This window comes from Ignavibacteria bacterium, from assembly GCA_017303675.1.
Taxonomy (GTDB): domain Bacteria; phylum Bacteroidota; class Ignavibacteria; order Tepidaquicellales; family OLB5; genus OLB5.
This window is the reverse complement of the sequence record JAFLBX010000001.1, coordinates 1,923,260-1,936,480: the sequence shown is the minus strand read 5'-3', so window position 1 is coordinate 1,936,480 and position 13,221 is coordinate 1,923,260. Positions and strand designations below refer to the sequence as shown.

The 13,221-nt window shown below is 37.1% G+C and carries 17 protein-coding genes; 8 read left to right on the top strand and 9 right to left on the bottom strand.

The window, feature by feature from the left end:
- Positions 1 to 80: 80 nt before the first annotated feature.
- The 9 genes from J0M37_08670 to J0M37_08630 form a co-directional block, all read right to left on the bottom strand.
- Positions 81 to 887, bottom strand: a complete 807-nt coding sequence (locus tag J0M37_08670) for an energy transducer TonB (protein MBN8585156.1) — start codon at positions 885 to 887, stop codon at positions 81 to 83.
- A gap of 196 nt (positions 888 to 1,083) precedes the next feature.
- Positions 1,084 to 1,611, bottom strand: coding sequence for a hypothetical protein (locus tag J0M37_08665; GenBank protein MBN8585155.1), 528 nt, complete (start codon positions 1,609 to 1,611; stop codon positions 1,084 to 1,086).
- Between the two features lies 1 nt (position 1,612).
- Positions 1,613 to 1,957: a 4Fe-4S dicluster domain-containing protein gene (locus tag J0M37_08660; protein MBN8585154.1), complete on the bottom strand. Its 345-nt coding sequence runs from the start codon at positions 1,955 to 1,957 to the stop codon at positions 1,613 to 1,615.
- A gap of 276 nt (positions 1,958 to 2,233) precedes the next feature.
- The gene (locus tag J0M37_08655; GenBank protein ID MBN8585153.1) at positions 2,234 to 3,094 is read right to left on the bottom strand and encodes a universal stress protein; all 861 of its coding nucleotides are present in this window, start codon (positions 3,092 to 3,094) and stop codon (positions 2,234 to 2,236) included.
- Between the two features lie 25 nt (positions 3,095 to 3,119).
- The gene (locus tag J0M37_08650) at positions 3,120 to 3,395 is read right to left on the bottom strand and encodes a hypothetical protein (GenBank protein ID MBN8585152.1); all 276 of its coding nucleotides are present in this window, start codon (positions 3,393 to 3,395) and stop codon (positions 3,120 to 3,122) included.
- 165 nt (positions 3,396 to 3,560) lie between these two features.
- Entirely contained in the window at positions 3,561 to 4,226 is a 666-nt protein-coding gene (locus J0M37_08645) for a Crp/Fnr family transcriptional regulator (protein ID MBN8585151.1), read from the bottom strand.
- A gap of 166 nt (positions 4,227 to 4,392) precedes the next feature.
- Entirely contained in the window at positions 4,393 to 5,100 is a 708-nt protein-coding gene (locus J0M37_08640; protein MBN8585150.1) for a Crp/Fnr family transcriptional regulator, read from the bottom strand.
- Between the two features lie 160 nt (positions 5,101 to 5,260).
- Positions 5,261 to 5,692: a hypothetical protein gene (locus tag J0M37_08635; GenBank protein MBN8585149.1), complete on the bottom strand. Its 432-nt coding sequence runs from the start codon at positions 5,690 to 5,692 to the stop codon at positions 5,261 to 5,263.
- 41 nt (positions 5,693 to 5,733) lie between these two features.
- On the bottom strand, positions 5,734 to 6,408 hold the full coding sequence (locus J0M37_08630) for a S24 family peptidase (GenBank protein ID MBN8585148.1): 675 nt from the start codon (positions 6,406 to 6,408) through the stop codon (positions 5,734 to 5,736).
- A 168-nt stretch (positions 6,409 to 6,576) separates the two neighbouring features.
- On the opposite strand from J0M37_08630, the gene J0M37_08625 reads away from it, so the two are divergent.
- The 8 genes from J0M37_08625 to J0M37_08590 all read left to right on the top strand — a co-directional run bounded on the left by J0M37_08625 (position 6,577) and on the right by J0M37_08590 (position 13,187).
- The gene (locus tag J0M37_08625) at positions 6,577 to 7,074 is read left to right on the top strand and encodes a hypothetical protein (protein MBN8585147.1); all 498 of its coding nucleotides are present in this window, start codon (positions 6,577 to 6,579) and stop codon (positions 7,072 to 7,074) included.
- Position 7,075: 1 nt separating this feature from the next.
- Positions 7,076 to 8,428 carry a hypothetical protein gene (locus tag J0M37_08620; GenBank protein ID MBN8585146.1) on the top strand — a complete coding sequence of 451 codons (1,353 nt, stop codon included), beginning with the start codon at positions 7,076 to 7,078 and terminating at the stop codon, positions 8,426 to 8,428.
- A gap of 20 nt (positions 8,429 to 8,448) precedes the next feature.
- A complete protein-coding gene (locus J0M37_08615) occupies positions 8,449 to 9,810 on the top strand; it encodes a hypothetical protein (protein MBN8585145.1) in 1,362 nt (453 codons plus the stop codon).
- Between the two features lie 25 nt (positions 9,811 to 9,835).
- On the top strand, positions 9,836 to 10,345 hold the full coding sequence (locus J0M37_08610; protein ID MBN8585144.1) for a hypothetical protein: 510 nt from the start codon (positions 9,836 to 9,838) through the stop codon (positions 10,343 to 10,345).
- 172 nt (positions 10,346 to 10,517) lie between these two features.
- Entirely contained in the window at positions 10,518 to 11,531 is a 1,014-nt protein-coding gene (locus tag J0M37_08605; GenBank protein ID MBN8585143.1) for a hypothetical protein, read from the top strand.
- 109 nt (positions 11,532 to 11,640) lie between these two features.
- Positions 11,641 to 11,994 (top strand): hypothetical protein, encoded by a 354-nt coding sequence (locus J0M37_08600; GenBank protein ID MBN8585142.1) that lies wholly within the window; start codon positions 11,641 to 11,643, stop codon positions 11,992 to 11,994.
- 37 nt (positions 11,995 to 12,031) lie between these two features.
- The gene (locus J0M37_08595; protein ID MBN8585141.1) at positions 12,032 to 12,721 is read left to right on the top strand and encodes a hypothetical protein; all 690 of its coding nucleotides are present in this window, start codon (positions 12,032 to 12,034) and stop codon (positions 12,719 to 12,721) included.
- 4 nt (positions 12,722 to 12,725) lie between these two features.
- Positions 12,726 to 13,187, top strand: a complete 462-nt coding sequence (locus J0M37_08590; protein ID MBN8585140.1) for a hypothetical protein — start codon at positions 12,726 to 12,728, stop codon at positions 13,185 to 13,187.
- The last annotated feature ends 34 nt before the right edge of the window (positions 13,188 to 13,221 follow it).

Sequence of the window (13,221 nt, the reverse complement as noted above, 5' to 3'; positions counted from 1 at the left end):
AAGACGTCCATGGGGGACGTCTTTACTTAATTACCGGATAAACTAAAAGCAATAAAATAGCAAAAAAAAATAGGTTTTTTCTAGTTCAGCTTAAATACAAAGGGAACAGTAACCCAGACTTTGACCGGCTTTCCGTTTTGTAGACCGGGTGTGAACTGCAGGCTCATAGCTTTGGAGGTAACTTCATCCCTGAAAATTTCCGGGCCATTGACACTTCCAACCTTTATGACACTGCCATCACCGTTTACAAGGACTTTAACAGTCACTTTGCCTTCAATTCCTGCTTCAATAGCCAGCGGCGGGTAAACCATAGAACCTCTCACCTGCTGAAGGTTTACACACTCAGGCGCTTTTTCAACTTCAAAAGACTGGTAAACGGTTTTTTCCTTTTCTTCTATGTTAACATCCTTTTTGGTAATTTTCTCTTCAATTTTTCTTTCTTCTATTTTTACGGTTCCTGAAAAAGAAAATTTACCTGTATCGCCAACATTAGAAACGGGAGTTTTAATTTCTTCAAGCTGCTGCTGAGTCTTGATCGTCTGCACATCAGCTCTTTCTTTTGCCACCGGTTCTGGGGTTAAAGCCTCAAGGTCCTTTGCAGGTGTAGTAATTTCCTCGACTTTTGGCGGCGGTACTTCTTCATCTAAAGCCGATGGCGGCGGCTCAAGATCAGTTAAAGAAACATTAATTATCCTTTGCTGAATATTTTTCAATTCCTGATCCTGCTTATACTTGGTATAATAGTGCACACCTCCGTATGCAGCAACTACACAGATATGAAGAATTATAGAATATATCAGTCCTTTCTTCAGGTATTTACGGTAAGGCAGCTTAAGCTCATCAGTAAAGCTTGAAGGAAGACTGTTTAAAGCAAATATAGCGCCCATAATAACGCCCTCCTTTATGGTATATAATTAAATGGAATAAAAAAAATAAAAAAGCATCCTTTACCTCAGCATTGGATGCTTTAAAAACTTTAGGCTGCTAAATTTAACAACCTGTATCATGATATTTTCTCTTTAAAAAACTTTCTAATTATTCATTAATTATACCCGGCAAAAATTATAATTGTTCCGCTGAATTTTAAGCGTGAATATAATTCCCTTCTTTGATTTTTTCCCTCATTTCATCCAGTTTCTGTTTTGGCAAAACTGAATTAATTTCATGCAGCAAAAGCTTTTTCTTTTTTTCTGAATCCCGCTGCAAAAGGTCAGCCAGTGCGATCATTTCTGCCTGCAGCAGATCTTTTTCTTTTCTGATCTCATCATTTTCAGAAAAAATATTTTTTAATGCTTCAAAAAGAAGCAGTATATTAGAATTCTCATTCATTAATGATTCCGCTAACGAGCGTTCAGGCAGTATTTTTATCAGCTCTTTATACAAATAGTCCTCTTCAAGCCTAAAAAGATTGCTAAGCTCATCGTAAAATAAATTCACCGTTTCATTGATCGAGCGAATTACATGAGTATTTATGCCTTCTTTTTCAATATCCCAGTATAATTCATCAAGCGATGCTGACATTTCATTCATCCTGTTATATTCATTTTCAAAGAATATCGTTGGACTTTCAGATTTTTTTCCGTTAAGACTGTATGTTTGGTTATTTTTCATGTCAGTTCAGACTGATTTTTGATATGGTTAAGGAATTAATTTTAATTTTTATTCCGCTGTGTTCCTGCAATTCCCGTTCTGACCGGGTGATACAGCAGGAAACCGGACAAACAGAATTGCACCTGGGCTCTCTGTAAATATTACTGCACTCGCTGCACTTTCCGGGAATAATATAATAATGATCAAAAGACTGGTAATATTTAGCCATATATAAATTATTCAGGTATTTGGGTCTTTTACCGAACAATTCAGAATGGTTATTCAGCCTTGGCATAATTGCATGTTCAGGGCACTCGGTTTCACAAGCGCTGCAGTTTATACAATCATCTGTTATTATTACTGACATTATTATGCTGTTTTGCTGAATAAATATGATTTAAACCGAACAGGGATGCAGCAATTTTTCTGTAAATAACTATGATGCAACTCAATGAATGCACTTATCCTGAGGCATCCTTGTTCTTTCTATTCAAAAATAGCATTTAAATGCATGTGTTTCCTATGATGTTGCTCAATTTTCAATATGATATATATCATATAAAAAAAACCCGTAAATTATCTTAATTTACGGGTTTTGACAAATTGATGAAGAAACATAAATCTTCAGTTGAACAATGTTAAATTATTTTTTGAATTTTTTTAAGTTTACTATCAGTATAGGAATATGTGAAAGCCTGACTATTCCTTCAGATACATCTTCTGAAAAAAACCTTCTAAGACCTTTTTTACCATGAGTGCCAATGGCAATAAGATCTGCTTTTACTTCACGTGTGTAGTTAAGGATACCTTCTTCCTTCATATAATCATTGTACAATGCGGTTATATATTTGCCGCCAAACTTTTTGCTAAATTTATTTATTAGCTCCATATCATCCCTGGTTTTTGAAAACTGGTCCATTGTATTAATTTTAAGAAGGTGGATCTCAGCAGAAGATATTTTCGCTATATCTTTTACAAACGGAAACATTCCGTATGCTTCTTCAGAGAAATCAGATGCAAACACAATACGCTTAAAAAGTCCTTTAGAAGGCTTAACAGGTATAACCAGTACCGGCTTTAATGAAAATCTTACGACACGTTCCGCAGTACTGCCCAGAATAACTTCAGTAATGTTGCCTGCACCGTGAGAGCCCATTACCACAATATCGGTCTTTATTTTATTGCCGTATTCAATTATTGAATTATGAACATTTGAAGTAACTTCGCAGCTTGTTGTAACTTTCAATCCTGCCAGGGATTTTCTTGCCCGAATGGCAGATAACTTTTTATTTGCGGCTTTTTTCAGGTTATCATTGATACCTTCGATCATAATAGAAGCAGGAGGAGAGATCACAAGCGGGTCAGCTGCATAGTAATAATTGGATACTTCGCATGCATTGAATATATGGATCTCAGCGCGGGTTTTTTTGGCAATTTCAGCGGCAGTATCCAGTCCGTAATATGATGGTTCAGAAAAATCGGTAGGTACGAGAATTTTTTTCATAATTTTATAAATATTTTATAAAATATCATTTATTCAAATTTTTTAGTTCCTGTTCGGCCTCAGCTTCCATTTTGGCTAAGCGGGTATAATAATCTGGAATTTCCTTCAAATGCGCCAGGGCAATCTTCGCAGTAACAGTCAGGTCGTCACTTGTAACATTGGTAACCGGGTCAATAGAACCGTGTTCAAGCTCAACTTCAAGCCCCATTCTGAACTGCTCAAGGTCAAAGATATCCCAGTTCATTCCAAGCTGGTCACCCGCCCATCTTGCTTCCTCTTCTGTAAATTTTCGTGTTTTCATAGATTGGAAATTTTAAAATATAAATTAATAAATACATACACCAATTAACATTCAAAAACACTATCCATTAAATATAACCATAACTGTATCATTGTGGTTCACAAAAAAAACCGTGTATTTTAATACACGGTTTTTTAAAGAAAGAAAAAATTGATAAAATGAAACTCAGTGAATCACAGCTTTAGTATTTAATAATGCTGTGCTTCGTAAAAGCGGAAGATTAAGAATTTTAATATTTCCTGATGAGAACGTAATTAATCCGCGGTGAGTAAATTCTGTAATTATCTTTTTCATGTAGCTTTTTGAAGTACATGTGTAGCTGGCAAGTTCATCAATTGAAAGATGAATATTCAGATCTTTGGTTTTATTAATTCCGTATTTATCTATCAGAACCAGCAGAGTATCTGCAAAGCGTTCATCTGACATTTTTTCGCTGATTCTTACTATGTGATCTTCCATTGAATCGATCCTTGAACACAGGCTTTTCATAACAAGAAGCTTGTAAGTGTTGTTTGAATTTATCAAATTCATGAAATCCTGCGCCGTAATAAAACTTGCCCGTGTTTCACTGATTGCCGTAGCAGAGTTTGTGTAAATATGATTATTTACAACTGAATGCAGCCCTAAAATTTCTCCTGCGGTAGCAAGGTGCAGAATTCTTTCCTGGTCTGCGGGTTCATCTTTAAAGATCTTGACGCTGCCGGATTCAATGCAATATAATCCTGCAGGCTGATCATTTTCTTTAAACAGCACATCATTCTTATGAAAAATGAACTGTGTAAGTTCTCCGTAATTTTTTATTATTTCTTCTAAACCGGTGTTTGTAGCCATTTTGTTATAATTATCAATTTCATAACAAAATTAGCTTGTTTTCAATGCATTTTACAATGATTTGAGTCATATAAAAATATGATAAATGTAGCCGGAAAATATGATTTGAATAGTTAAGGTTAGGAGTAAACTATGTTATTACAGTAATTTAGTTTAAAAGAATCTTTTAATCGTAAATATGAGCAGTTTTAACAAGTCCCTGGTGATTAATAATTTTAATTCGTTTTCCTATCAGGTCAATAAGCTTTTCACCCTTAAAATCAGAAAGTATTCTGATAGTGGTTTCTGTTGCAGTACCAACGATATTAGCAATATCTTCCCTTGAAATAACGGCATTAATAGCACCGTCTTTATCTGTGCTGTAAAATTCAAGCAGCATTAAAAGCGCTTCTGCCATTCTTTCGCGAACTGGTTTTTGTGCAAGTCCGGTAAGCCTGCTTTCAGCTTCCTTCAGATCATGGGAAAGCAGCTGCATCATTTGAGTTGAAAGATCTGAGTTGGTATGGAGAAAATCAAAGAAAGTTCTTTTGGGAATAAAACAAACAGTAGCATCTTCCATCACAGCCGCTGTACCTGAATAAGCTTCGCCGCTGATAAGTGAACGGTATCCTAGCACATCGCCTTCTTTAGCCAGCCTTAAGATCTGTTCTTTGCCTTCTTCACCTGTCTGGTAAATTTTAATTTTACCTTTGTTCACGCAATAAACGCCTGCTGGCTTATTGCCTTCATTAAAAATTATCTGTCCTTTTTTATATATACTGCAGTTCTTTTCGGAATCCATTTCGGATACCTGAGCAGTTGTAAGAGCGCAAAAAACGTTTCCAAGCCTCGAGCGGCATTCATCACAAACAGGATGTTCAAACTGGGGTTTCATAAATTTTAATTACTTTTAAATACTGTCTTTTCAGTTCAAATCCAGTAATTATTTACATCAATAATATAAGGTATAAACATTAAAATAAAGCCATAATTACGTCAAAAATCATATTTTTAGTTAACCAAAAATATGGGTTTAATCTATATTTAACATATATTTAAAAATATGATATGTATAGTTCCAGGTTTTTTTGAGAGTATTGCAGTTTGATATTGAATTTTTTGCCGTACCAATATCTCAATATCTCAGCTTTACCATCGGCGATGAGTAAAGATATCTCGATCAAATCATCCTGCACTGCTGATTGAGGGATATTATCTTTTACCAGATCTTCGTAACCGAATTCTTTAAAAACACAATCGTATATTTCATTAAAGCGGTTTGCGTTTGGATAGTTAACAGTGCAGATATAACCAAGGCCTTTGTTTAATAATACACGGTCAAACAACCCGGGGTCATTTTTAAGATAAAATTCTGTTCCGATAGCATCAAGTGAGTTATTGAAATTAAAACCTGTTGTATCATTCGGGTCAGAAAGATCCAATCCGCAAACTGTTTGCGAATATGATAAAACACCGCTCAGCAGCACAATGAGTGCCGATACTATTATTAATTTTTGAATGATATTACCTACTTTACTTCCCTTATTATCCTGTTAAGCTTGTATATCTTAACAAATTCACTTTCCAAATGGTTCGTAGGCGGATATTTTGTATTAATGCTGTAGAGCGTTATCAGCTTTTTCTTTCTATCCCAGCTAATAAGCTTGGCATTGGCTTCAAAAGTATCGGGGGTCGACTTGAATACAGCAACAACAGCAGTGTTATCTTTTATCTTTTCAGTATGCTCACTGCAGAGCAGCTTATCGCCCGGGTTAATATAAGGCTTCATGGAATCGCCTTTGGCGATAAGTATGAATGGATTTACCATAGAGCCTGTATCAGAGAGATCAGTGATTTTTACAGCATTATCAAGCCAGGTTGCCGAAGGCGAGCCGCACTCCGCATAACCAAGAACAGGCACACGGCGGAACTTAACATTTTTGCTTTCACCATCTGCCCTGCTTTTGGATTCAGCGCCGAACATGGAATCCACTGTTATTCCGTGAATTACCCTGATTTTTTCAAGCTGGTCTATGGTCCAGTCGCTCAGTCCTCTTTTGATCTTGCTCAAAGAGCCTGCATTTTCATTAATGCTTAGCGCAAGCGCATAAATGGAATTGATACCCTTTGCCGAAAGCATAGGGAAAAGCTTATCATTAATTCTGCGGGTAAGCGAACGGTCTTTTTTACTTTTTTTCTTCATTTTTATTCTATGTTTATCAATTATTTATGAAAATAAATATGCTGTTACCATATATTGCTCTTGACATATGTGCTAATTGCATATATATTTGTAACGTTGTTTGAATGCTATGCAAATATAACAATATTTTCCTTAAAATAGTTTAGAGATTTTAAAACTTGTTTCCTTATGAAGAAAAAACCAAGCTCAAAAGATTCAGGCAGTGATATCAAAAATTCGGCAATCGAACTTGCTTCCGTGGGGCTCACTATGGAAAAAGCTGAAGAGTATTTAATGCTGGCAAAGGGAGCATTAAAAAAACTTGCTATTAGATCTGCAGATTTTTCTAAAAGATTTTTAAATGCAGAGCTTACATGCTGCATTGAGATAGAAAAAGCGCTTGTAAGGAAGGCAAGAGGGTATGATACTACAGAAATTACAGAGGTCTACGTGCCTGTATATTCTGAAGATATACCTGAAAATAGCATACCAGAACTAAAGCTGAAGGAAGTAAGACATGTTAAAAAATATATTCCACCGGATAATACCGCGGCAGTATATATACTTAACAACAGAAGACCTGAGAGATGGAGCAAAAACCCGGAAACACAGGAAAACAACCTATCTTATGAAGAATTCCTTGTAAAACATAAAGAATTTTCAGCTAAGGCTAAAGCGAATATATAAAATGAAAATGCAATCATTTAATTCCGGTAATGACTTTGAGCTTTCCGATAGGTGGTTTGAAATTAATAACAGGGCTATGAATCACCCTGTTCAGCAAAAACTGCTTGAAGACCTTAAGACAAACAGGTACAGGAATTATATAATAGCAGCCGGTAGAAGGTCATTCAAAACAGAAAGATTTGCAAAGAGATACATTATAAATGAATGCATGGAACCATATAACAAACGCAAAATGTATTTTGCCGGAGCTCCAACCAGGCAACAGGCTAAGGAGATCTTCTGGGATGACCTTAAAAAGCTTGCCCAGAGCAATCTGGTAATGAAGATAAGCGAAACAGCTTTGAAAATTTATTTTAATAACGGATGTATCCTAAGGGTAATTGGATTAAAGGAATTTAAACGGGTACAGGGGCAGTTAATGCACGGAATTGTGATATCAGAATACCAGGATTGCAGCCCTGGGGTTTATAATGAATCGATAGAACCGATGATAAATGATACAAGGGGATGGTGTATTAAAGAAGGCAGGCCGTTCGGGAAAAATCATTTCTTTGACGATTTCTTAAAAGGAAAACATAAAAAAAGAGGGTGGAATTCATACCACTGGACTAGTGAAGATATTCTAAGTACTGAACAGATAGAAGAAGCAAGATCAAACCTGGCGAAGCCTGATTACGATCGTGAATACAAAGCATCATTTGAAACAGCGGTTCAGCGCCCGTATTACAGTTACACAGAAAAAAACAATAAACAAACGGAGATATTTCCTCACTTACCTATTATAGTTGCATGTGATTTCAACGCTGGTGATAAGCCAATGAGCTGGGTTATAGGTCAAAAGATCAAACAGGGCAGTGCAGAAATAACCTGCTGGCATAAAGAGCTAAGCTTTCAATTTACTAATACAATTACAATGTGCAGGATACTGGATAAAGATTTCTTCCAGAGCTTAAAAGGCGGATATCCTAAACAAATAATTTTTTACGGTGATTATGCAGGCAGGAAACATACTTCCAATTCAAGCTATAATGACTGGGAGATCATTGAAACTTATTTCAGCAGCAAAACAGGAATTGAAAAACGAATAAAGCCCTGCCTTTCAATACGTGATTCAATTGGTGCAACAAATGCGCAGCTATGCAATTCAATGGGAGAGATAAGACAGTATATCGATCCGCTTAACTGCCCCGGGCTGGTTAAAGACTGGGAATACTGCTCCTGGAAAGATAACGGAAGAGAGCTTGATGACAGAGATCCCGTGAGAACACATTTATGCAGGGCAGTAGATTATTACAATGATTATGAATATCCAATACGCGGCAAACCTGTAACAGGTACATTTAGAACGATCTGAAACTTTAACTAAAAACAATTATGCTCTTAACAGGAAATATTTTTAACGAACTTAACAAGGCTTTTGCAGGCAGCATCAGGAAAAGTGAAATTCACAGGCTTTCACTTTATGAAGAATTTGCCGCATTTTATAATAATGACTATGAAGCTATATGTTCATATTTAAGAGAAGCAACATTAAACAATCCTTTTTCAGAAGAAACCCTTAAAGACCTGAAGTTCAGGCATCTTAATATCATAAGAAAAATTATCAACAGAACAACAAGCGGTATCTTTACAAAAGACCCCATATTATCACTTTCAGGCTTAAGCAGCGAAAAACAAAAATTATTCAGCAGCCTGCTGGAAAAGTGCAGGTTTGCTCAAAAAGTCAGGGAAGCATTCAGGAAAGCTGTATATTTTAATGTTGTAGAAGCCAATGTTATCTGGGATTCAGCATTAAATAAATTAAGAATAGATATTATAACCCCGAACAACTATACTGTTGAAACGGGCAACGACTACCTTGAAAAAACCAAAATTGCGGTAAGAAAAGCTGATGAACACGGCGAAATTTACTGGTCTGTTTGGAGTGAAAGCAGCCATTACCTTGTAAAAGGTGATAATATCATCCCGGCAAACGGCAATAATGATATGGTTAATCCTTACAAAAAATCTGGTTCGGGAAGATCTGCACTGCCTTTTGCAGCTTTGAGAATTGAGGAAGGAGATGATTACTTTGGCGAACCAAACTGGAATGTTTTTCTTCACCAGAAGAACCTTGATATAAGGCTAACAGACCTTAACGAAACCGAGCTTAAAACCCTGCACCAGATCTACCTGGGAATAAACACAAATTTTTCTGATGGCGAAAGCTTTAAAGCAGGTGATTTCAAACAGATAAATAATGTGAAAGAAGATGACAGGGAACCGAAAATAGAAAGCATCATTGCAAAGGCAGATTATACATCAGTAAGGGATAATATTGACTGGCATAACAAGCTTGTTTTGAACAGCGAAGGCATAAGCGGTAATTCTGTATCAACTGAAATTACCGCTGAATCAGGCGCTGCGAAGAAAATTGATGAGCTTGAGCTTATAGAACGCCGTGAAGAATATAAAACCATACTGTATCACTTTATGAAAGAGCTGCTTGAAGTTATCAGAATGGTGTGGAACACATACAATCCATCACAGGCACTGCCGGAAGATAAAGATTTTGAAATAAGCTTTACAGAATCCAACCTGTTTGAAACACCTGATGACAAAAAGAAACGTTATGATATGGCTTTGGAATACGGATACAAAGATAAAATTGATATTACCTCCGAAGAGCTTGAAATAAGCGAAGAGGAAGCAAAAGCGATCTTAAATATTCGCAAAAACAGATCATACAGTAATTAAATAATAATATTAAACATCAATACAAATGAAAATACTTTATTACCCCGGTGAAGGTTCATCCGGCATCAGCGGCGCAGAAGAAGAAAATGTTACGATCACAAAAGCTGAGCATGAAAAACTTGTGAAAGAATCAGGTGAATTCTCGAAACTAAAAGAAACTTCAGCAGAATTTGAAAATAAAATAAAAGAGCTTGAAGGCAGCATACAAAACCTTACGGAACAAAAAGCTGAGACAGAAAATAAATTTACTTTGCTTGAAAGTGAAGTTAAAAAGGAATATTACGGGCAGCTTCCTGATGAACATAAAAAAATTGCTGAGCTGATACCAACAATTGAAGGCTTAAGAGAATATGTGAAATTAAACGCGGCAAAGCCGCCCGCCGGAAGCGATTCAGCAAGGCCCGGCGCAGGCACAGGAGATAATTTTACAGGAAAATGGGATGAGCTTACCTATAACGAAAAGGAAGAATTGAGAAAACGAAGACCGGAACTTTGGAAAAAGCTCTACAGGGAAAAATTTGGTTTTAATGATTAACAACATACAATTAACAATTAACAATGAACAATGAGCAATGATGAGCCATTTAACCGTTTAACCTTTTAACTTATTAACCTAATAACCGATTAATTCATTAACCACATAGCTAAAAACGATTCACCTAACAAACCAACACTTTTACAAACTTAATTAAACAGAAAGAAAAACTATGGCATCATTAACATTGGATGACCTGGCGGGTAAATTCCAGAGTGAGACATTTAAAGCCACACTGCGCGGAACATTTACCAAAGCGTTAAGCTTTTTCGGCTCAGGATTTTTAACGGAAGCGCCTGATGAAGTTGTTGACCCGAACCAGACGGGTACATTCGGCAACCTGCCGCAATGGAACACCGATACAAGCGACCCTGACCAGATAACAACTTCATCTACAACAACTATCAACAAGCTTTCAGCTTACAAAGACCGATTTGCCTGGATGGAGCTGGAAAAAGGCTGGGGCGCGCAGGAGCTAGTTAATACCGTTGCAGGAAGAGGCAGCGATATGATAGAAGAAATTGCAGTTCATATTGGCGAGTACTGGGCTTACGCTTTGCAAAAACGCGCAATAAATGTATTAAAAGGAAACTTTGCCACTGCCCTTGCTTCAAGCCACTCAACAGGCAATACTTATTCAGGCGCTGCAATTACAAATGCCGGTGTGCTTGCAGCTAAATACAAGCTGGGAGACTGGCACAGGATGCTTAACCTTATACTTATGCATTCTAAAGTTCACGGTGATGCAGTAACAAATAATCTTATCACATTTCCTGCCGGACCGGTTGGCAGCAATACATTTATTACCGGCAACCCCGGACAAATACTCGGTTTAATGCCTTTTGCAGATGATGACCTTACTGCAACTGCAGGTGTATATTCAACATTCCTGGGCGGAAGAGGTTCAATGGTGTATAAGCTCCGCAACAGGCCGGGAAGCGCAATGTCGAACAGGAACGTCATTAAAACCGGCGGAATACATCTTGAACTAACGCGTGATGCAAAACAGGCTGGCGGTACTGATGAGATCATCACAAGGATATCCTGTATGGTTCACACCCCCGGCGTTGCATGGGAAGACGCTGCGCCTGAAAATCCAACACTTGCCCAGCTTGCAACCGGCAGTAACTGGCAGAAGGTCGCACCCGATAAGCTTATCAGGATAGCGGAACTGAAGACACAGTAATATTACTCTTGCAAATATGATGCTGTTTTACTCTTACTTCAATTAACTTATGTTCCCTGCCCTCTCAAACAGGGGCAGGGAATAAAATACATAAAACTTTAAAATTCTTATGAGCGATAACCCAAACAAAACAGAAATTTATGAAATTAACCCGGTGATACTGAATTCGCCAAACGGTTACAGCGCGCTGATAGATGGTGATAATTTTATGGTGGTATCTCATTTATTCGGTGAAGGTTTTAACCGCAGGAATGAAAGGATCAATATCATCAAAGAAGAAGGCTTTGTTCTTGTGAATGGTCAAAGAACTGTTTCCGGTAAATTCGAAGGTCTGAGTGATGTGCAGCTTTACCAGCTTGTTATTGCGGGGGTGGTAGTTCTTAACACCAGGCAGATAGCTGATTTCAGGAAAAAATTCTTTTCTTCAGCAGCACCACAATTTGAAAGAACAAATAAAAAATAAATAAACTCTTAAACAATAATTAAAACTCTTAAACAATATGCCCCTGGAAGAATATATAACTGAAGCTGACCTTAAAAGTATAATACCTGAGCTTTCCCGGTACCTTTGGGCTGAAGAAGCTGACTACTCACCGCAAAAACAGCAGGCAATAAGCGAAGTAAGAACTGAGCTGATCAACCGGGGTTTTAAGCCGGCGGAAATTATGCCAAGGCAATATATAAGGCATTCAGGAATTACAGAAACAGCTGACCATTCTTCAGAAACCGAAAGCGAAGATGAAGCAGCCAGGCTGAGATATGTACTTGATGTAAGATCTTTTACACCCGGCGGATTGAAAACATTTACTCTGCTTGGAAGCAATGATAAAACTCTGTGGAAAGAGCTTGATACCAGGAAAGCTGAAAGCATCGGCACAATTACTTTTTTACTGAGATCCTCTTATTTATTTTACAGGCTTAATGTATCAGTAACCGGCGGTTCAATTGATTATGATGCATTTTTATGTGATACAGGTATCGAAAGGCTGGTTATGTACAAATGGCTTGAGCTTATCCTGCTTGACCGTTTCACTGAAGAAAATGACTCTTACCACCTGAAGATGAAATATTTCAGGGGTGAATATGAAACTCTGCTGAACAGGATACGTATCTGGGCAGATAGAGACGGCAGCGGAAGCTTAAGCAGTAATGAATTCAATACTGTAACAAATATCAGAATTTTAAAATAAAAACATGCTTTATAATGTAATAAAAAGCTGGGTAACCGGTAAGATATCTTTATTAAACGAAACACTTTCTGAAGCAGAAAAGCTGGCGGAATCAAGCTTAAACTTTGATACTGATATGCTGCCGCTGAACCTTAAAGATAACTCATATTTCATCAAACTCCGGGAAGTAACTTTCACAGATAATGAATCCGAAGAAATAAATGTGAAAGTTAATATCGAATTTCATTTCAGGCTTTATAAAAAACCGGGTGAATTTTACCAGAAAATAATTGATGATAAGCTCTATAGGCTCTGCGGAATTTTAATTGATGATACAGCATCCGGACTTGAGCATACTTCAGACGGAATAACAATTGCTAATATTCATAATTTATCACTCAGCGGACTAGAAAAAGCATACAAAGGCGGCGAGTATTTATTACCAGTGGCAGTATTTGATTTGCAGGTGTTTGGCAATGTGCAATGATCAATGAGCAATTAGCAATGAACAATGAGTGATG